This is a genomic window from Telluria antibiotica, from assembly GCF_011682055.1.
Taxonomy (GTDB): domain Bacteria; phylum Pseudomonadota; class Gammaproteobacteria; order Burkholderiales; family Burkholderiaceae_D; genus Telluria; species Telluria antibiotica.
Window position 1 is genome coordinate 215,941 of record NZ_JAAQOM010000001.1, and the last position, 19,493, is coordinate 235,433.

General features: G+C 69.0%; 18 protein-coding genes. 4 read left to right on the forward strand and 14 right to left on the reverse strand.

Going from position 1 to position 19,493, the window contains the following annotated elements:
* Nucleotides 1-4: 4 nt before the first annotated feature.
* Nucleotides 5-781, reverse strand: coding sequence for a class I SAM-dependent methyltransferase (locus HAV22_RS00875; protein WP_166855552.1), 777 nt, complete (start codon nucleotides 779-781; stop codon nucleotides 5-7).
* A gap of 88 nt (nucleotides 782-869) precedes the next feature.
* On the opposite strand from HAV22_RS00875, the gene HAV22_RS00880 reads away from it, so the two are divergent.
* The gene (locus HAV22_RS00880) at nucleotides 870-1,646 is read left to right on the forward strand and encodes a helix-turn-helix domain-containing protein (protein ID WP_166855554.1); all 777 of its coding nucleotides are present in this window, start codon (nucleotides 870-872) and stop codon (nucleotides 1,644-1,646) included.
* Here HAV22_RS00880 and HAV22_RS00885 read toward each other — a convergent pair.
* From HAV22_RS00885 to HAV22_RS00900, 4 genes are all read right to left on the reverse strand, one after another.
* Nucleotides 1,634-2,524, reverse strand: coding sequence for a LysR family transcriptional regulator (locus HAV22_RS00885; RefSeq protein ID WP_166855556.1), 891 nt, complete (start codon nucleotides 2,522-2,524; stop codon nucleotides 1,634-1,636). The two genes, HAV22_RS00880 and HAV22_RS00885, sit on opposite strands and share 13 nt — an antisense overlap.
* Nucleotides 2,525-2,533: 9 nt before the next feature.
* Nucleotides 2,534-3,718, reverse strand: a complete 1,185-nt coding sequence (locus HAV22_RS00890) for an MFS transporter (protein ID WP_166855558.1) — start codon at nucleotides 3,716-3,718, stop codon at nucleotides 2,534-2,536.
* A gap of 2 nt (nucleotides 3,719-3,720) precedes the next feature.
* Nucleotides 3,721-4,770 carry an NAD(P)-dependent alcohol dehydrogenase gene (locus tag HAV22_RS00895; protein ID WP_166856326.1) on the reverse strand — a complete coding sequence of 350 codons (1,050 nt, stop codon included), beginning with the start codon at nucleotides 4,768-4,770 and terminating at the stop codon, nucleotides 3,721-3,723.
* 144 nt (nucleotides 4,771-4,914) lie between these two features.
* On the reverse strand, nucleotides 4,915-5,511 hold the full coding sequence (locus tag HAV22_RS00900; RefSeq protein WP_229420996.1) for a hypothetical protein: 597 nt from the start codon (nucleotides 5,509-5,511) through the stop codon (nucleotides 4,915-4,917).
* A 57-nt stretch (nucleotides 5,512-5,568) separates the two neighbouring features.
* Here HAV22_RS00900 and HAV22_RS00905 point away from each other — a divergent pair, with 57 nt between their 5' ends.
* Nucleotides 5,569-5,928 carry a winged helix-turn-helix domain-containing protein gene (locus tag HAV22_RS00905; protein WP_166855560.1) on the forward strand — a complete coding sequence of 120 codons (360 nt, stop codon included), beginning with the start codon at nucleotides 5,569-5,571 and terminating at the stop codon, nucleotides 5,926-5,928.
* A 33-nt stretch (nucleotides 5,929-5,961) separates the two neighbouring features.
* On the opposite strand, the gene HAV22_RS00910 is transcribed toward HAV22_RS00905, so the two are convergent.
* The 6 genes from HAV22_RS00910 to HAV22_RS00935 are packed head-to-tail and all read right to left on the reverse strand — an operon-like array spanning nucleotide 5,962 to nucleotide 13,065.
* Entirely contained in the window at nucleotides 5,962-9,972 is a 4,011-nt protein-coding gene (locus tag HAV22_RS00910) for a pilus assembly protein (protein WP_166855562.1), read from the reverse strand.
* Nucleotides 9,969-10,550 carry a PilX N-terminal domain-containing pilus assembly protein gene (locus tag HAV22_RS00915; RefSeq protein WP_166855564.1) on the reverse strand — a complete coding sequence of 194 codons (582 nt, stop codon included), beginning with the start codon at nucleotides 10,548-10,550 and terminating at the stop codon, nucleotides 9,969-9,971. The genes HAV22_RS00910 and HAV22_RS00915 overlap by 4 nt, the downstream gene beginning before the upstream one ends.
* Nucleotides 10,547-11,617, reverse strand: a complete 1,071-nt coding sequence (locus tag HAV22_RS00920; RefSeq protein WP_166855566.1) for a PilW family protein — start codon at nucleotides 11,615-11,617, stop codon at nucleotides 10,547-10,549. The genes HAV22_RS00915 and HAV22_RS00920 overlap by 4 nt, the downstream gene beginning before the upstream one ends.
* Before the next feature lie 8 nt (nucleotides 11,618-11,625).
* Nucleotides 11,626-12,207 (reverse strand): type IV pilus modification PilV family protein, encoded by a 582-nt coding sequence (locus tag HAV22_RS00925; protein ID WP_166855568.1) that lies wholly within the window; start codon nucleotides 12,205-12,207, stop codon nucleotides 11,626-11,628.
* Nucleotide 12,208: 1 nt separating this feature from the next.
* Entirely contained in the window at nucleotides 12,209-12,667 is a 459-nt protein-coding gene (locus tag HAV22_RS00930) for a GspH/FimT family pseudopilin (protein WP_166856329.1), read from the reverse strand.
* Nucleotides 12,661-13,065, reverse strand: a complete 405-nt coding sequence (locus HAV22_RS00935; RefSeq protein WP_166855570.1) for a type IV pilin protein — start codon at nucleotides 13,063-13,065, stop codon at nucleotides 12,661-12,663. Before HAV22_RS00935 ends, HAV22_RS00930 begins: the two co-directional genes overlap by 7 nt.
* Before the next feature lie 140 nt (nucleotides 13,066-13,205).
* Between HAV22_RS00935 and HAV22_RS00940 the strand changes: the two genes are divergently transcribed.
* Together HAV22_RS00940 and HAV22_RS00945 are read left to right on the forward strand one after the other, a co-directional pair.
* Nucleotides 13,206-14,459 carry a DUF2252 domain-containing protein gene (locus HAV22_RS00940; protein ID WP_229420997.1) on the forward strand — a complete coding sequence of 418 codons (1,254 nt, stop codon included), beginning with the start codon at nucleotides 13,206-13,208 and terminating at the stop codon, nucleotides 14,457-14,459.
* Between the two features lies 1 nt (nucleotide 14,460).
* Nucleotides 14,461-14,943, forward strand: a complete 483-nt coding sequence (locus HAV22_RS00945) for an MgtC/SapB family protein (protein ID WP_166855572.1) — start codon at nucleotides 14,461-14,463, stop codon at nucleotides 14,941-14,943.
* 5 nt (nucleotides 14,944-14,948) lie between these two features.
* On the opposite strand, the gene HAV22_RS00950 is transcribed toward HAV22_RS00945, so the two are convergent.
* The 3 genes from HAV22_RS00950 to galB form a co-directional block, all read right to left on the reverse strand.
* Nucleotides 14,949-16,253 (reverse strand): ATP-binding protein, encoded by a 1,305-nt coding sequence (locus tag HAV22_RS00950; protein ID WP_166855574.1) that lies wholly within the window; start codon nucleotides 16,251-16,253, stop codon nucleotides 14,949-14,951.
* A 134-nt stretch (nucleotides 16,254-16,387) separates the two neighbouring features.
* The gene (locus HAV22_RS00955) at nucleotides 16,388-16,696 is read right to left on the reverse strand and encodes a nuclear transport factor 2 family protein (protein WP_208296001.1); all 309 of its coding nucleotides are present in this window, start codon (nucleotides 16,694-16,696) and stop codon (nucleotides 16,388-16,390) included.
* Nucleotides 16,697-16,813: 117 nt separating this feature from the next.
* Nucleotides 16,814-19,378, reverse strand: coding sequence for a beta-galactosidase GalB (gene galB / locus HAV22_RS00960; protein ID WP_166855578.1), 2,565 nt, complete (start codon nucleotides 19,376-19,378; stop codon nucleotides 16,814-16,816).
* Nucleotides 19,379-19,493 lie beyond the last annotated feature (115 nt).

Genomic DNA, 19,493 nt, shown 5'->3' on the forward strand with positions numbered 1-19,493 from the left:
GTGTTCAGCAGGCCCTGGCGACGACCAGCGCCGTGTCGACGGTGAAGCTGCCGTCGTCCGCCAGCGCGAAATGGTCGCGCACCTCCGCGGGCGCGCGCCGCTGCAGCGCGCGGATCGCGGCCACGTGGACGTCCGGTGTGCGCATGCGCTCGATCCATGGCCCGAATTCGAGGCGCAGCCGGTACGTGACGACGTCTTCCACGGCGAAGCCAACGGACGCCAGCGTCGCGCGCCACTCGGCGACCGACGCATTGCGCACGTGCGACGGGTCGCGCAGCAATTCCAGCGTCTGCAGCCAGGTGTCCAGCAACGGCACGCCGGGCGACACGACGTCCGTGAACAGCGCGAGGCCGTCCGGCTTCAGCACGCGCCGCATCTGCGCGAGCCCGTCCGCGAACGCGCCCCAGTGGTGGGCGCTGTAGCGCGTGGCGACGACCTCGAACGCGGCGGAGGGGCACGGCAGCGTCTCGGCCGCGCCCTGTTTCGTCACGATGTTCTCCAGGCCGCGCCGCTGCGCTTCCGCGGCGACCGTGTCCAGCATCGGCGCCGACAGGTCGTACGCGACGACCGTGCCGACGAGGCCCGCGAGGCGGAACGCCACGTGGCCGCCGCCGCACCCCATGTCGAGTGCGATGGCGTCCGGGCGACGGCCGACCAGCGCGGCCATCCGCTCGAGGTCGGCGCCGGCGGCGTGGACGGCGCTGGCCAGGTAGGCCTGCGCGCGGGAATCGTATTGTTCGAGGACGGTGGCATCGTGCGTTGCGGGGGTGGCGGTATCCATGGCGGCTCCGGTCGTGGAAAGAAAACCCATTGTCGGGCAGCCCGTTTCCTGTTACAAGGAGCCTAGTTATCCTGGTATAAGGAGCACCATGCACGATGCACACCGGCGCCAATTGCTCGGCGCCTTCATCCGCGCCCACCGCGCCCGGCTGACACCCGCAAGGCCCGGCGGCCGGCGCCGTACGCCGGGCCTGCGCCGCGAGGAACTGGCCGATGCGGCCGGCCTGGGCGTCACCTGGATCACGTGGCTGGAACAGGGCCGCGACGTGCAGGCGTCCGCCGCGGCGCTGGGGCGGCTCGCGGAGGCGCTGCAGCTGTCGGTTGCGGAGCGCGCGTCGCTGTTCGACCTCGCGGATCGCAAGGACCCGCGCGCGGCAATGGACCACTCGGACGGCCTGGCGCCCGCCCTGCTCGCGCTGCCGGCGCTCGTGAGCGCGCCGGCGTACCTGCTCGACCACGCGTGGACGGCGCGCGCATGGAACGAAGCTGCGGCCGCGCTGTTCGCCGGCTGGCTCGACGACGACGCCGGCGACCGCAACCTGCTGCGCTATGTCTTCCTCCATGCGGCCGCACGCGACCTCATCGTCGGGTGGGAAGCGCGGGCGCGCCGGCTCGCCGCGGAATTCCGGGCCGACTTCCACCGGCGCCCGGCCGACGCGGCCATGCAGGCACTCGTCGACGGGCTACGGCGCGACAGCACCTTGTTCGCGCAGTGCTGGGACCAGCAGGACGTATTGCACCGCGAAGGCGGCGAGCGCCGGTTCAGGCATCCCGTGCGCGGGGAGCTCGGGTTCGTGCAGACGACGCTGCTCGTCGCGGCGCAGCTCGAGATCAAGCTCGTGTGCCTGGCGCCTCAATCCTTGTGACGGATCGCGTCCAGCACGACGGCCAGCGCGCGCGACGCGTGCCGGCTGCTCGGGTAGTACGCATGCAGGCCCGGGAACGGGTGGCACCAGTCTTCCATCACGCTGACGAGGCGTCCCGCGCGCACGTGTGGCCCGGCCACGTCCTCGGTGAGGAACGCGAGACCGCAGCCGCTCAGCGCCGCCTCCAGCATCTGGTAGACGCCGTTGAACGTGAACTGTCCGCCGACGCGCACCTCGATCGGTTCGGCGCCGTCGTGCAGCTCCCACGCGTACAGGCCACCGCCCGCGAGGCGCAGGCGGATGCAGTCGTGCTTCACGAGGTCGCGCGCCGACGTGGGGACGGGGCGGTGCGCGAAGTACGCGGGCGCGCCGACGATCATCGTCCGCGCGTCCGGCGTCAGGCGCACGGCGACCATGTCCTTCTCGACCTGGTCGCCCCAGCGCACGCCGATGTCGTAGCGTTCCGCGGCCACGTCCACCATGCGATATTCGGCGCTGATCTCCACGTGAACGTCCGGATACTGCGGCAGGACGGCGGCCAGGCGCGGCCACAGCACGTTGTCGATCACGTGGTCCGTCGCCGTGATGCGGACGGTGCCGGCGGGCCGGTCACCGAGCTCGCTGACGGCGGCGATCTCGGCGTCGATCTCTTCCAGCCGCGGCGCCACGTTCTGCAGCAGCCGCTCGCCCGCTTCCGTGGGCGAGACGCTGCGGGTCGTGCGCGTGAGCAGCCGCACGCCCAGCCGGCCCTCCAGCGCGCGGATCGTGTGGCTGAGGGCCGATTGCGTCATGCCGAGCTTGACGGCCGCACGCGTGAAGCTGCGTTCGCGCGCAACGGCGAGGAAGACGAGGATGTCGCTGAGGTTGTCGCGTGCCATGCCGTGATTCTAAGCGCGCGCGGCCTTGCCGGCCAGCGCGGCCGCGACGACGAGCAGCACGGCCCCCAGGCCGAACGTCGCGCGGTAGCCCCACGCATCGAACAGCACGCCGCCCAGCATGGCGCCGAGCCCGATCGCCAGCTGGACGACGGCGACGATCAGGCCCCCGCCGGCCTCCGCGTCGTCCGGCAGCGTGCGGGAGAGCCACGTCCACCAGCCGACCGGCGCGGCCGTCGCGACGAGCCCCCACAATGCCAGCAGCACGGCCACCACGGGCGCCGATCCGCCAAACGCGACGAGCGCGCCGGCGAGCGCGGCCATCACGAGCGGGATGACGACGAGCGTGCGGTACAGGTGGGCATCGAGGAAGACACCGATGGCCGTCGTGCCGACGAAGCCGGCCACGCCGATCGCGAGCAGCATCCCCGTCAGGCCCGCCACGCCGACGTGCGTCGCCCCTTCGAGGAACGGACGCAGATACGTAAACAGCGCGAACTGCCCCATGAAGAACACGCTGACGCCCGCCATGCCGTACGCGACGGCCGGGCGCTTCAGCAGCACGAACACGTTGGCGGACTTCGCGCCTGCCGCGGGGGGCAGCGCGGGCAGGCTCGCGAACTTCCACGCGAACGCCACCGCCGCGACGGGGACCACGGCGAAGAACGCGCCGCGCCAGCCGACGAGCGCGCCGAGGAAACTGCCCGCGGGCGCCGCGACGACGGTCGCCAGTGCGTTGCCGCCGTTGACGATCGCGAGCGCGCGCGGCACGAGGTGGTCCGGCACGAGCCGCATCGCGGTCGCGGCCGACAGCGACCAGAAGCCGCCGATGGCCACGCCGATGAACGCGCGGGCCGCCATGAACACGGCGTGATTCGGCGCGCACGCGGCGATCGCGCCGGACACGATCATCGTCAGGCACAGGCCCAGCAGCAGCACCTTGCGGTCGAGGCGACCGGCCAGCCGCGCGATGCACAGGCTCGTCGCGAGTGCGAACGCGCCCGAGACGGCGATGGCCTGCCCCGCCTGCCCCTCGCTGATGCGCAGGTCGGCCGCGATGGGGCTCAGGAGGCTGACGGGCATGAACTCGGACGCGACGAGCGCGAACGCGGCCAGCGCCAGCGCGAACACGGCGCCCCACGCCGCGGGCGCATCCTGCGCGGCGCGGCCGGGAAGGATCGACACCGGGGACTGCATCGTCAGGCCCCCAGGGTCGCGTTGTCGATCACGAAGCGGTACTTGACGTCGCCGCGCAGCATGCGCTCGTACGCGCCGTTGATCTCGTCGGCGCGGATCATCTCGATGTCCGCGACGATGCCGTGCTCGGCGCAGAAATCCAGCATCTCCTGGGTTTCCGGGATCCCGCCGATCATCGAGCCGGCCAGCGCGCGCCGCTTCATGATCAGGTTGAACACCTGCGGCGACGGATGCGGCGTGGCCGGCGCGCCCACGAGCACCATCGTGCCGTCGCGCTTGAGCAGCGTGAGATACGCGTCCAGGTCGTGCGGCGCAGCCACCGTGTCGACGATCAGGTCGAGGCTCCGTGCCCGCGCGGCCAGCGCCGCCGCATCGCGCGACACGACGACCTCGTGTGCGCCCAACGCCGCGGCATCGCCGCGCTTCGATTCGGACGTCGTGAACGCGACGACGTGGGCGCCCATGGCACGGGCCAGCTTGATGCCCATGTGCCCCAGGCCACCGATGCCGACGATGCCCACCGTCTTGCCCGGTCCTGCGTTCCAGTGGCGCAGCGGGGAATACGTCGTGATGCCCGCGCACAGCAGCGGCGCGACGGCGGCCAGCTGCTCCTCCGGATGACGCACGCGCAGCACATAGCGCTCGTGCACGACGATCCGCTCCGAATAGCCGCCCAGCGTGTGGCCCGGCGCGTCGGCAGTCGGTCCGTTGTACGTGCCGACCATGCCGTCGCAATAATTTTCCAGGCCGTCCTCGCAGTCGGCGCAGTGCCGGCAGCTGTCGACCATGCAGCCGACGCCGACGAGGTCGCCGGGGAGGAATCCGTGCACGTGCGCGCCGACGGCGGACACGCGGCCCACGATCTCGTGGCCCGGCACGCAGGGATACACCGTGCCCGCCCATTCGGCTTTCACCGTGTGCAGGTCGGAATGGCATACGCCGCAGTACGCGATCTCGATCTGCACGTCGTGCGGACCCGGCGCGCGGCGGGTGATGGCGAGGGATTCGAGCGGCTTGTCGGCGGCGTGGGCGCCGTAGGCGTTGACGGTCATGGTGGTCCTTTCGTGGCGTTGGTCGTTCATCGCAGGTCGACGATGGTAACGGCAAACGCCCGCGGCATGACCGGCCGGGATTGCTTGACCTTATGAACTCCGCTCATGAATCCGCGGCGGCATCATGTCCGCCGGGTCATGAAATCAGGGACGGCGCGCGCGTGCCGGCAGCAATCCCAGCATGCCCTTCAACAAGTACAGGACGACGATCGCACCCAGCATGTCGCCGACGGCCATGACGACGAAGCCCTGCGCCAGGTCGACGGGATCGCCGTGGAGCCAGAACCACAAGTGGTGCATCAACGGGCTGGCGACGCCGAACAGGGGCACGAGCAGCAGCAGCCGGCGCGACGTGAGGTTCGTGAGCGACGCCTGCATGCCCAGCACGTTCAGCGCGAACAGGTACACGAGGTACGGGGCGAGGGCCGAGCTGAGGCCGCCCGCGAGCGAGCGCACGGGATCGTCCGGATACAGGTGGAAGAAGCATTCGCACCACGAGCCCACGAGCACGCCGACCGCGCCGGGCAGGCCCAACAGCAATGGGCACAGCAGCCGGGCACCGGCCGGCAGGTAGATCCAGCCGACGCCGCGCACGAATTCCACGTGGGGAAAGGCCCAATCCTGCAGGCGCGCAAGGGTCAGGTAGAACAGGCCGGCGCCGACGATGCCGGCGCACGCGAGGCCGGCGCGTTCGGCGGCGCCCTGCACGACAGCGTCGCGTGGAGTATATGGTCTGGGCATGGCAGGGATCGTCGCTGATGGATGGAGTTCGGTAGGCAGTCGCATTATAATCCGTGCATGAGCAAATCTAACCGGCCGGCCGACATCTATCTTCGTTTCCTGCAACTTGCGGAGGCGTTGCGCGGCTTGCCGTCGCTGCCCATGCTCGACCCGCTGGAAGAGCGCATCCTCGGGACCGTCGCCCGCGCGATGCAGGACGGCGAACGGCTGTGCGTGCGCGACATGATGGCCAAGAAGGAACTCGGCGCGCCGGCCACGGTGCACAGCCGCCTCACGTCGATGCGCGAAAAAGGCTGGATCATGCTGACCGACACCGAGGACACGCGGCGCAAGCAGGTCACGCTCACGCAGGCCGCGCTGGCCCATTTCGACAAGCTGTCGAAATGCATGGTCAAGGCCGTCGAAAAGACGGGCTGACGTTCGACGGGGCGGCCGCAGCCGCCCTCCCGCTCAATCCCCCGACGTATACGTGTAGACGCGCTTGCGCTTCGAGGTGATCGCCGGGCGGATGCGCTGCGGCGAGATCGCCACGCTGGCGCCGGCCGCCCCGGCACCGCCCTTCTGCACGGCGCCCAGCACGACGGACACCGCCTTGCCCCCGATCGGCACGCTGTTCGCCTTGACGGGCGACGGCGGCAGGCCGCCGCCCACGAACACGGACGAACGATTGCCGCCGCACAGGCCGGGCACGTTGATGGCGCCCGAGCCGTTCAGCAGGTTGACCCAGTAGCCGCGCGCCTCGCCCAGCGCCGTCGAGCAGCTGGCGTTGTCCGCCGGGACGGGACGGTTCGTGCTGAACGTGACCATGCCGCTCGCGATCAGCGCGGACGTCACGACCTGCTCGCCCTGGCCGTACTGGTTCAGGTTCATGTACCAGCCCTTGGCGCTCGAATTGGGCAGGATCTTCGTCGTCGAGCAGTCCGTTCCGCTGGTGTAGTCCGTCATGCCGTCGAGGTTCGTGGCCGGCGTGCCCGTGGCCGCCGTCAGGTCGTCGAGGTAGACGTAGAAGCGGTTCGTCACGTTCGAATACGGGTATTGCGATTGCAGCGGATGCTCGCGGTCGCCGCTGCCCAGCGCCACGTAGACCTTGCCCTGGATCGCGAGCAGCGCCGGCGTGAACAGGAACTTGCGCCCCGCCCCGGACGTGTACGCGACCTTGCGCGACGTCCAGGCGTCCGGCGCGGCGGGCACGCGGCCCGCATAGCTGGCGAGGAAGTCGATGCGGTAGATATTGCCGCCCGTGTCCGCCGCGTACGCATAGTCCGGATAGCCGTCGTTGTCGACGTCGACGAGCGCGACGTCGGCCGCCACGGCGCGGTCGGTCTGGAACGAACGCAGGACGGCACCCGTGTTCGCATCCAGCACGTACACGAAGCCACCCTTGCCGGCACCGCACGACGGCGACGCCGTGTTGGCGTCCTCGCAGGCGTCATAGCCGCCGCCCACGACGAGCACGGGCGTCGTCGTCGAATAACCCTTGATGAAGCCGACGTTCGGCGTCGACCACGTCTGCCCGACGCCGGACATGCCGGCCGTGCAGCCCGTGTCGTCGCCCAGGTTCGGGCAGCCGGCCTTCCACTTGTACACGGGGCTGTCCGGGTTCGACACGTCCAGGCCGTACAGCATGCGGCCGCCGCGTCGCATCGACGGGAAGATCCACACTTTCGAATTGTCGGCGTTCTGGTACAGGCCGATCGACCCGTCGAAGAAGTAATCCTTGGGCGTCGGCGTGGGCGTAATGGACGTCGACAGGTTCGGGTAGCTGACCAGCGGCGTGTTGTTCTTCAGGCGCTGCAGGCGACCGAAAAACTCGGGCGCCACGAACGACCAGCTCTCGACGCCGCTCGTCGCGTTCACCGCGTGCAGCGCGCCGTCGTTGGCGCCGTAGAACACGCGCACGCCGATCGTGCCGCCGTAGTTGACGGGCAGCGGGCGCGAGTGGATGACGTCGCCGTGGATCGAGGGCCGCGTCGTCGTCGTGCTGCCCGTGCCCTTTTCGTTGTTGACGTCCGCACCCTGGATGAAGCTGACGACGTCGGCGGACAGGCCCGACGTGGCCTGTCCGAACGATGCCAGCGCCGTGCCGGACAAGGTCAGCATGTTGCGGTTGACGGCCTGGCCTCCCGTCCACGCGCCGCTGATGTTCCCCTGGCGCAGGATCTCGGCGGCCCCGCCCTTTTCCACTTGCGGGCCGTCCGGCACGTCGGAATACGGGCTGCCGCCGTTCGTCGCGCAGGCGCTGGCCGGGTCGGGATTGATGCCCAGGCCGCTCCAGTACGCGCCCGAATCCGACGTCCAATAGCTCGTCGCGCACGGCGTGACGAAGCCCGTCACCGTGTTGACGGCGATGTTGCCGTTCGCGTCGCCCAGCTCGATGTTGGCGCCGCTGGCGATCAACTGGTAGCGCTTCAGGTTGCCGAACCAGCGCGGGTGGGCGTCCGGGTCCGGGCGGAACATGCCGATGAAGACCTGGTTCTCGTTCTGCGAACGGTTCGTCGCGTTGACCGGCAGGCTGGTCGACGCGAACGTCGAGTTCACGGCCTGGATCTCGATGATGATCTGGCGCAGCGCATCGAGGATCGCCTGTTCGCTCTTGGCGGCGAAATACTTGCCGCCGCCCGCCTTGGCCATGCTCATCAGGAGGGACGTCTGGGTGGCGTTCTGCTGCGCATTGTAGACGTCGATCGTATAGGTCGTCACGGACGAGCGCACGGACGATCCCGCGACCGGTATGCCACGGTCGTGCATCAGGCGCGCCCACTCGTCGGCGTTGAACGGGGCCGTGTCCGTCGTCGTCGTGCCGGTCGGGGTGTCCGTCAGGATGATGTTCGTGCCGACGATGTTGTACGCGCTCGTGCCGGCCGGGCAGGATGCCAGCGTGGTGCTCGTCGGCGCGTTGCCGTACGTGCAGCTGATGTTGGTGCCCGTGCAGGACGACGCATAGTCGGACGTCGACGCCGGCGGGCTCGCATAGCATTGCGACGTCTTGCCGAGGTTCGTCGTCGTCGTGTAGGCCGGCGTCGTCGTGTTGCTGACGGACGTCGGCGTCACGGTCTGCGTGACCGTGTACTGGCGCTTGCTCGTCGCCGTCTGCGTCACCTGGACCAGGCGATAGCCGGAACCCCTGCAGCTGCCGGCGTTGCCGGACAGCGCGCCCGAATACGTGCACGTGCTGTTGGTCGGGCACGACAGGCCGCCGAAGTCGGTCGTCGTCGCCGGATTCCAGTTGCCGGCCGCCGAGCCGACACCGTTATAGCAACCGGCGCCCTTGCCGTTCGCGTCCTGGGTAGTGCTGGCGCTGCTCGTCGCCGTGGTCACGCTGCCGACTGCGGCGCCGACCGTGTACGAGCAGCTGTAGGTCGTCGTCGTCGTGCTGGTGCCGCTGGTCGTGGTCTGCGTCTGCGGGCAGTCGTGCAGGTCACCGTGGTCGCTTGCCGGCACATCGGCGGCCGTCGAGTAATACCCCGTCGTCGTGCCGGTGTACGTCGTGACGGTGCCCTGCACGGGCTGGCCGGGGCTCGTCGTGGCCGGATGGTAGACGGATTGCGTGACCGTGTACGCCAGGCTGCCGGCCGGGCAAGCGATGGGATTCACGTTGGCCGTCGCCCCGCCGATCGAGCACCCTTCCGTGAACGCGGCGCACTGCGTCGCGTATGCATCCCGCTCCGGCAACGCAGCCGTCGCGCTCGCATAGCAGGCGGCCGTGACGCCCACGTTGCTCGTCGTCGTCGCGTTCTGCTCCGTGAAGTTGGGCAATCCCAGTTGCGACACGGTGCTGCCGTTCAGTGCGTTGAGCGCGGCCGTGTTGGGATCGCTGTCCTTGGTGGGACCTCTCGAGTCCGTATTGCCGATGAAGATGACGAAGGTCTTGCCGCACGTGTTCGCGGCCGTCAGCGGCGAGCGGAACGTGGAATACGGCGTCGTGTAGCCGGCCGAGTCGGCAATGCTGGCGATGACGCCGCCGGGCGAAAACGCGTTGGCGCCGGCAAAATAGTTGTAGACGTCGTACATCAGGTCGCCGTACGGCGTATTCGCGTTGCGCTTCTCGTTCGGCGACGTGATGTTGTTGTAGATGGTCCCCAGCTGGCTCGTAAAGCTGGCCTTCGCCGTGGTGTCCAGCGGGCGGATGGCGGAGCGGATGAAACCGCCGTCGTCGTTGGCGTTGCCCCCGGTGACGAATTCCATCAGTCCCATGCTGACCGAGCTGTCCAGCGTGGGCAGCAGGTTCGAGATCGCGCGCGCTTCCGACTGGCCCTGCTGCAGCCCGCCCGGCCATTGCTGGCTCTGGCGCGACCAGTTCGCCGTATTGTCGAGCACGATCAGGATGCGCGGATTGACGGCACTGCCGCCGGAGGCGCCCGTGAAGATGTCGATGTCTTCGGCGGCCGCGCGGATCGGCATGAAGGCCAGGTTCGTGGACAACGCCAGCGCGAGGGCCGCGGCGGGGCGGGAACGGGTCATGGGCTTGCTCCGGGTTGCGGACAGTTGGTGGCGATTTCGTCCCTGCCGACGCGGACGGAGACGCCCTGGACGACCTTGACCGAGGTTTGCGTGGCCGTGTCGGTGGCGACGGCGGTCACGTCCCAGACGCTGTTGTCGCAGCTGGAATTGCCGTCGTTCGCGCCGGACACGCCGTACAACTGCGGGGTCCCGTCCGAACAGCCGGCGTCTTCGGCACTGCTCATGTCGAGGTCCGTGTTCTTGATGGGCTGGACCTTCAGGCAGGCCGGGGGCGGCGTGAGCGTGACCTTGACGTCCGTCTTGCCGTCGCCGTCCGTGTCGACGCAGCGCTGGTTCGGCGCGCCGCACGGATTCGCCAGCGCCGCACCCGGCGTCGTCGTGAAGTTGGCGGTACTGATCGTCTCTTCCAGCACGGAACGGGCGGCCGAGAGCGCCTGGTCGCGCCGCTGCATGTTGCCGACCACCTGCAGGTTCGAGTTGCCCAGGTTGACGCTGGCCAGCGCCAGCATCGTCAACAGCAGCAGCATGATCAAGGCGGTCACCAGCGTGATGCCCTGCTGGCGGCGTGGGTAGGTCATGGCTGTTTCCTTCCGACGGGATTCGACAGCGACACGACGGTCTGGAACACGTGGCGCTTGCGGCCGTCGCTGAACGGACCGGCCGTGCGCGCGCTGCCGTCGGCCGCCGTGCCGAGGGCGTACGTCTTCGTATCCGTGTAGCCGGGCGTCGCGCTCGGGCTGCGCGCCAGCACGTGCAGCCGGACGGCGACCACGTTGCGCCAGTTCGCGGCCGCGCAGCCGGGCTGGCCGCAGCCGTTCGCATTCGCCGGTGCGCTCGTGTACAGGCCCACCGTGCCGTCGCCGACCGTGTCGATGCCGTATTCGAACTGCACGTTCTCGATGTCTTCCGCCAGCGGCACCGTCACGAAGCGCAGCCCCGTGTCCGTGTTGCGCAGCTCCGCGCGCTTCAAGGTGGGGATGCCGTCGCCGTCCTGGTCGTTGTTGGCGACGAAGTAGATATGCGTCTGGTAGCGGCGCGTGACGGCCAGCGTGCCGGAGCCGGCCGCGCTCGTGCAGTTGCGCTGGTGGCGTTGCAGCTGCGACGTGTCGACGTCCAGCGCGTACCAGTCGGCCGGGTTGGCGGAACCCAGTTCGCTCGAATTGCCGCACAGCGAGGCCTGGAACAGCGGGCCGGCCGGATCGTTGGCGCTGCAGTTCGGGTCGCCCGCCACGCAGGCGCGCGTGTGGCGCACGACGATCAGCGTCGTGCCCGGGCGCACGTCGCTCACGCAGGACGGCAAGGTGTCGCCGACGTCGAAGCCCTGCACGTGCAGCGGCAGCATGGCCTTCAGTGCGGCCAGCGTGGCGGCGCACGGGTCGGGCACGGCCGCCGGCGTGGCCAGTGTCGTCGGGTCGAATTCGCCGTAGAAGCCGGCGTTGCGCAAGTCGTTCGCGAGCGTGTCGACGGCGTAGCGCCCGTTCTCGATCTGGCGGTTGGCGCGCTCGATCTCGGCCTGCGCGCGGCTGTTGTGGAAGAACAGCGTGGTCATGGCGACGACGATCAACAGCCCCATCGTCACGGCGACGAGCAGTTCGGGCAGGGAAAAGCCGGCGGCGCGGCGGACGGTCAAGGGGGTGGAGGCCATCGTGGTTCCTAGCTGCAGTCGGGCAGGCCGATCGTCACCTGCACGGCGATCGCGCGCCGGTTGGCGTCCGGGCCGTACCGGTTGGCGCCGCACGACAGAGAAGGCGCCAGGGTCGCATGCAGGCCCTGCCAGGCGACGCTGATGCGATAGATGCCGGGCTGGCACACGCCCGCCGCGGGGTTCGGCGCCTGCAACTGTTCGACGCAGCCGCGCGCGCCGACCATCGCGCCGGACGCACTGCCGGCGCTCGTCTTTTCAGCGCTGCCCTGCAATGCCTGGCTCCACTCGCACTGGTCGCGCGCGGCGCCGATGGCAAGCGACGTGCAGTCCGTCGGCGATGAGTCGCCCGTGCCGAGCGGCGCCGTGGTGACGTAGTCGGGCGCGTGCGCGGGGTTGCCGAGCAGGCGGGCGCGCATGTCGTCCAGCAGCACGACGGCCTGGGCGCGCTGGTACGACTCGACGGTGCCGACCTGCATCTTGGCCTGCAGCGCCGCGATGCCGAGCAGGCCGAAGGCGAGCACGACGACGGTCACGAGGACCTCGACCAGCGTCAGGCCCGCGTTGGCGGATGGGCGCGCCGGCTGCCTCACGTCAGCACCCCGTGGACAGCAGGCGCGGACGCCCACTGAGATCGACCTGCACGCAGCGGTGCGTGGAGGCGCCGTCGACGGCGATGTCGAACGACGGCGACGTGTCGCTCGCCACGCGGCCGTTGGACAAATAGACGACCGAGGCCGGCGCCGTGATCGTCGCGCCCAACACGGGGCCGTGGTTGGCAATCGGGTGGCCCGTGTCGGTCGGGTTCGGGATGCTCCAGCCGGCCTGCCAGCCGGCCGCGGCGCTCTGCAACGTCACCTGGGCGTTGCGCTTGATCGCTTCGCTGCGCGTGAGCATCAACGCGGCGTACAGGTCCGTGCTGGCGTTGCGTGCGCGCTGCCCCGCCACGAGGCTCTTGAACGCGGGCGCGGCCATCGCGGACAGGATCGCCGTGACGGCCACGACCGCCAGGAGTTCGATCACCGTGAAGCCGCCGCGGCGCGAGGTCACCATAGGTTCGACGGCGTCCGGGCGCCGCTGTTGTCGATCGTGAGCACGCTGTCGCCGGCCTGGCGCGTGCCCGCGATCGGCGCGGCCGTGATCGTGAAGCTGGGCGGCGGGCCGTCCGACGCGTCGATCTGGATCGAATAATTCGCCGCGACGTCGCTGGGCGGCGGCAGGTTCAGCGCCGTGGTGGTGGTCGCATACGCGTGCGCATCGGCGAAATACTGCGCCTGCGCCTGCGCGAGCGTCAGCAGATAGCTTTGCGCGGCCGAGCGGTGGCCGCGCACCAGGTAAGAGCCGTAGGTGGGATAGGCGATCGCGGCCAGGATCGCCACGATGGCGACGGCAGCCAGCAGTTCGACGAGCGTGAAGCCGCGCGGGCGGCGTTTCGGTATTTGAGGAACCATGGGACCAAGACTATACATTGCCACACGGAAATACTATCACAATGTATCAATTTGTGGCATCGGTACGACATTCGATCAACACATTACGGTAAGGTAATTCTCATGCTGCGCGTTCCATTTCAACCCTGGAAGTGGGTACGATGGCATTCCCTGGACAACCTGCCGCACGGCCCCGCATGAACATCGTCAAGCGCATCATGAAAGCCAACGAGGACCGCGACCCGCAGCGCCTCGCGATGAAATACCGCGCCTTGCGCGACAACCCGTTCTCCTTCCTGCGCGGCACGTGCCAGCTGTTCTACGACCGCCTGGCGGAAACCGGCTTCGACACGGCGGCGCCCCCCGTCTGGTGCTGCGGCGACCTGCACCTGGAAAACTTCGGCAGCTACAAGGGCGACAACCGGCTCGTCTATTTCGACATCAACGATTTCGACGAAGCGGCCCTCGCGCCGGCCACGTGGGAGCTGGTGCGCCTCGCGGCCAGCCTGCACGTCGGCCTGGAAGCGCTCGGCCTGCCGGCGGAGCGCGCCGGCGCACTCGTCGAGCACCTGCTGGACCAGTATACGCTCGCGCTCGCCTGCGGCAAACCGGGCTGGATCGAGCGCGACACGGCCCACGGCACCGTGCGCGAATTGCTCGACCAGTTGCGCGACCGCTCCCGCATCGACTGGCTGAACGGCCGCACGCGTGTCGTGCGCCGGCGCCGCCGACTGCTCGTCGACGGGCGCCGCACGCTGGCCGTGTCCGACGCCGAGCGCGCCGCCGTCACGGCGACCGTGCACGCGTTCGCGGCCAGCCAGCCGGCGCCGGCGTTCTTCCACGTGCTCGACGTGGCGCGCCGCATCGCCGGCACGGGCAGCCTCGGGGTGGCGCGCTGGGTCGTGCTCGTCGAAGGCCATGGCTCGCCCGACCGCAACTACCTGTTCGATTTGAAACAGGCCGTGCCGTCGTCGCTGGCCCACCTGTTTCCGCGGCTGCAGCCACGCTGGCATGACGACGCGCACCGCATCGCCGGCGTGCAGCAGCGCATGCAGGCCGTCACTGCTGCATTCCTGCATCCCGTCACGCATGGCGGCCGGCCGTTCGTGCTGCGCGCCTTGCAGCCGAGCGAGGACCGGTTGCCGTTCGACCGCTTCGGCACCCAGGCGGAACTCTGCGACGGTGCCATCGCCATGCTGGGGCGCTGCGTCGCGTGGGCCCAGCTGCGCAGCGCCGGCCGCCAGGGGTCGGCGATTGCGGACGAATTGATCGCGTTTGCCGGCAAGAAGAAATGGCGCCGCCGGGTCGCGCAGGCGGGCGCCGCGGCGGCGCGGCAGGTATTGGCCGACTGGAACCTGTTCGCGGCCGCGTACGATGCGGGACAATACCGGATCGCGAACGAATCGGAAACCTGACATGGATTACCCGGAAATCATGCTACGCCTGACGGCGTCCCTGCTCGTCGGCGGCTTGATCGGCCTCGACCGCAACCTGCACGGCAAGCCGACGGGCATCCGCACGCTGGGCCTCGTGTGCGTGGGCGCGTGCGCCCTCACCCTGGCCGGCGCCGACCTCGCGACGGGCCGCGAGGCCGACGCGGCCGCCGTCAGCCGCGTGATCCAGGGCCTCGTGACGGGCATCGGCTTCCTCGGTTCAGGTGTCATCATCCGCGAGAACGGCAGCGACCGCGTGCGCGGCCTGACGACGGCGGCGTCGATCTGGATCACGGCCATCCTCGGCATCCTGTGCGGCATGGGGTCGTGGCAGATCGCGGCCATGGCCCTCGTCCTTGTGTTCGTGCTGTTCGTCTGCGGCAAGTCCATCGAACGGGCGCTGCACCGCCGCTGGCTGGACAAGCCGGCCGACGAACAGCGGGCAATCAGCCTGCACGACGAATAAGCGGATCAGTCCCCGGCGGCGTCGCCCCCGGATGCGGAGCCCGGCGGCACGACCGGCAGGCGGATCGTGAAGACGGTGCCGACGCCCGGCTTCGACGCCACGTCGATGCGGCCGCCGTGCTTGTTGACGATGCTGTACGACAGCGACAGGCCGAGGCCCGTGCCGCTGCCGACCGGCTTCGTCGTGAAGAACGGCTCGAACACGCGCTTCAGGTTTTCCGGCGCGATGCCGGAGCCGTTGTCGCTGATCCTGATCCACACCCAGCCCTCCGACGCGCCGGTGGCGATCGTGATCACACCCTTGCTCTGGATGGCCTGCGCGGCGTTCACGAGCAGGTTCATGAACACCTGGTTCAGCTGCGACGCCAGGCATTTGATCTCGGGCAGCTTGCCGTAGTGCTTCTCGACGGTGGCCTTGTACTTGATCTCGTTGGCGACGATGTTCAACGTGGTGTCGATGCCCGAGTGCACGTCGGCATATTGCCAATCCATCTGCCCCACGTGCGAAAAGTCTTTCAAGGCCTGGACGATGTCCTTCACGCGCTTGAGCCCGTCCATCGACTCGCTGACGAGGTCGGCGATGTCTTCCTTCAGGTAGCCGAGGTCAGCCTTGCGCCCGATCGCTTCGATCTGCGCCGCGAGCGGCGAGCCGGGCGCCTCTTTTTTCACGGCGTCGCTGTACGCGTCCACGACCGACAGCAACGTGCCCACGTAGTGCCGCAACGTGCCCATGTTCGAGTTGACGAAGCCGATCGGATTGTTGATTTCGTGCGCCACGCCCGCCGCCAGCTGGCCGATCGACGCCATCTTTTCCGATTGCAGCAACTGGTCGTGCGCCTCGCTCAGCCGCGCGATTAGTAGCTGCTGCTTCTGCTCCATCAGCTTGCGCGCCGTGATGTCCGTCAGCGAGCCGATCACCTCGACGGGCGTGCCGCGGTCGTCGTAGATCAGGCGCAGCCGGTCGTACATCCACAGGAACTCGCCGCCCGCCGTGCGGAACCGGTATTCGTACGTCTTTTCGCCGTCGACGAACAGCTGGGCCAGGCTGGAAAAGATGCTGGGCGCGTCGTCCGGGTGGATGTGGTCGAACCAGAAGTTCGGGTCCGCCACCATCTCTTCCGGTCGATAGCCGAGCACGTTGTACGCGTTGTTGCTCACGAACGTCATCTTGAAGTCGCCGCTGGGCACCGTGGCATAGATGATGGCCGGCGTGTTGTCGATCAGATATTGCAGCCGGACCAGCGGCGACGTGGCGTCGGCTTGCGCAGGTGCGGGGCTCGACGTCAACGAGTCGAAAACTTCAAATTCCATGGCGGGGCTCGACGTAAGTGCGGAGTTCCATTATCCGGAGGAAACGGACAAAAATGGTGCTTTGTTGAAACTCTAATACGCAAGTGTCATGGACACTATCGCCTGATTACAACACTCCGCACGCAAGCGGCCCGTCAGTGGCCGCCGGCCAGCTTGTCCGCATGCAGGTGGACGAGTTTCCAGGCGCCCTCCTCGCGCCGGAACACCTCCGCGACGCGCAAGTCCATGGGCACGGGCTGCGGCTGGCCCGTGACGTTGACGACGGAACGCTGGATGCCGGCCCGGTACGCGAGGTCGCCGTCGACGGCGCTGTGCAGCACCTCGAAGCGGTTCTCGCCGCCGGGGCCGAAGAGGGTGGCGGGCGGGCGGTCCGTGGACATGGCGCCGAGCGGGCCGCAATCGCCGCCGACGAACGCGTCGGACGCCGCTCTCCGCTGGCGCATGAAGGCATCGAAATCATCCCGCATGGTTGTCCCCCGTGTCGATGAAGCCGTGGCGGGACAGTCCAGCCGAAGCCGTGCGCGTCGCCGCATGGTGCGGCGTCCGCGCACCAGGATGCGTCAGTGCGCCGCGCTGTCGAGCGTGACCTGCGCGCCTTCGAGGCCGTCCGCGCTCGCGGTCAGCGTCACCTTGCCGCCCTCGCCGGCGCGGGTCTTGACGATGGCCAGCGCCAGGCCGTTGTACGCGTTGCGCTCGTGCGACTGGAACGGTTCCAGGTTCGTCGCGTCGCCGTTGTCCGTCGCGACGATCTCGCCCGGGCCGGACAGCTTGAACCCGATGCGGTCGTGCGAGCGCGGCACCTGGCGCCCGTCCTTGTCGGCGATGGCCACCGTCACGAACGCGAGGTCGTGGCCGTCGGCCGTGAGTTTCGTGCGGTCGGCCGACACGACGAGCTTCGCGGGCTTGCCCGTCGTGGCCACGGTGTCCTCCGCCCAGCGCTTGCCGTGCTTGTAGACGACGGCCTTCAACGTGCCGGGCTGGTACACGACGTCGTCCCAGCGCAGGCGGTAGTCGCGCGGGCCGCGCTTCTTGCGGCCCAGCGACTTCCCGTTCAGGAACAGCTCCGCTTCGTCGCCGGACGTGTACAGGTGCACGGGCGTCACCTGGCCCACGCGCTCCGGCCAGTTCCAGTGCGGCAGCAGGTGCGCCATCGGCAGGTCCGGACGCCAGCGGGCCTGGTACAGGTAGAAGCGGTCCTTCTTGAAGCCGGCCAGGTCGACGATGCCGAAGTACGAGCTGCGCGACGGCATCGCGATCTTCTTCAACGCGGCCAGTTCCTGCGCGGCGCGCTGCTGCTGCGCGGGGTCGGTGAAGTTCAGCAGGTTCGTGTTGTCGTCGTTGTACGGTGTGGGCTCGCCCAGGTAGTCGAAGCCCGTCCACACGAATTCGCCCGCGACGAACGGATTGTCGTCCTGGCCCTTGAATTCCGCATCGGGCGTCGTCGCCCACGGCGGCGCCGTCAGGTCGTAGCTGCTGACCTGGAAGTTCGCGGCGCCCTTGGCCTTGTCGTCGCTGACGGGGAAGAAGTATTCGCCGCGCGAGCTGATCGTCGACGACGTCTCGCTGCCGAAGATCGGCAGGTACGGCGCGGACGCATGCACCTTGCCGTATTCGCCCGGCTTGTAGTTGTAGCCGAACAGGTCGACGACGTTCTGGAAGCCGTTATAGCCGGAGTCGACGTGGTTGTACGCCGACGTGACGGGACGCGTGCGGTCCTCGCCGCGCGCGATCTCCGCGAGATGCGCCGCCAGCTTCCAGCCTTCCGGCCTGCCCTGCTCCGGAATCTCGTTGCCCGTGCTCCAGGCGATCACGCTCGGGTGGTTGCGGTCGCGCCGGATCTGCGCGCGCAAGTCCTTCTCGTGCCACGCATCGAACGACAGGTGGTAGTCGTTCGGCGTCTTCGCCTCGTGCCACATGTCGAACGCCTCGTCCAGCACGACGAAGCCCATGCGGTCCGCGAGGTCCAGCAACTCCGGCGCCGGCGGGTTGTGGCTCGTGCGGATGGCGTTCGTGCCCATCTCGCGCAATACCTCCAGCTGGCGCTCCAGCGCCCGCACGTTGATCGCCGTGCCCAGCGCGCCGAGGTCGTGGTGCATGCACACGCCGTTCAGCGGCACGCGCTGGCCGTTCAGCAGGAAGCCGCGCGCCGGGTCGAACGTGGCGGTGCGGATGCCGAACGGCGTCTCGACGACGTCCGTGACCTTGCCAGCGTCCGTCACGGTCGTCACCGCGACGTAGCGCTGCGGGCTCGCGATGCTCCACAGGCGGGGCTTGGGTACGGTCAGCGTCTGCGTGAGCTGGGCCTGGCGGTCCGCGACGACCTTGGCCGGCGCCGATTGCGCCTGGCGCGCGACGGGCGCGCCGCTGCGCTTGCCGGCCGCGTCGAGCGCGTAAATCTCCGTTGCCACCTGCACCTGCGCGGCCCGGCCGTCGCTTTCCACCGTCGTCTGGATCGACACGGTCGCGGCGTCCTTCGACACCTGCGGCGTCGTCACGAACGTGCCGTACTGCGCGACGTGCACGGGCGCCGTCTTGACGAGCCAGACGTTGCGGTAGATGCCCCCGCCCGGATACCAGCGCGACGAATTGGGCGGATTGTCGAGCCGGATCGCGACCACGTTGTCGGCGCCCGGCTTCGCGTACGGCGTCAGGTCCACGCGCCAGGATGCGTAGCCGTACGGCCAGCCCCCGACGTAATGCCCGTTGATCCAGACGGCGGCATGCGACATGGCGCCGTCGATGTCCAGGTACAGGCGGCGGCCGGCATCGGCCGCCGGTAACGTGAAGTGCTTGCGGTACCAGCCCACGCCCCACCACGGCAGCTTGCCCGTCTCGCCCGGGTATTCCTGCTTGAACGGCCCTTCGATGCCCCAGTCGTGCGGCAGGTCGAGCTTGCGCCACGCGGCGTCGTCGAAGCCCGGCTGGGCGGCGGGAATGGCTGTTGCCGGGTCGGCCAGCTTCGCTTCGTCGAGCTGGGCGCTGCCGGCGGGGTCGCCTTTCGCGAAGCGCCAGTCGGCGTCGAACGACGTGCGTTCGCGTGCGGGCAGGTCGGCGGCATGCGCGGCGCCGCACAGCACGGCGACGCCGAACGCGATGGCGGTGAGGGAACGGGGAAGGAGCGTCATGGTCACGGATCGGTCGTTGGCGGGTTATCGAAAGGGAAAGCTGGAGTATGAGCCACCCTTCTGCACGCCAGCTATACGAATTGGCCGGGCGGGTATCCAAAAGCGCGATAGCACG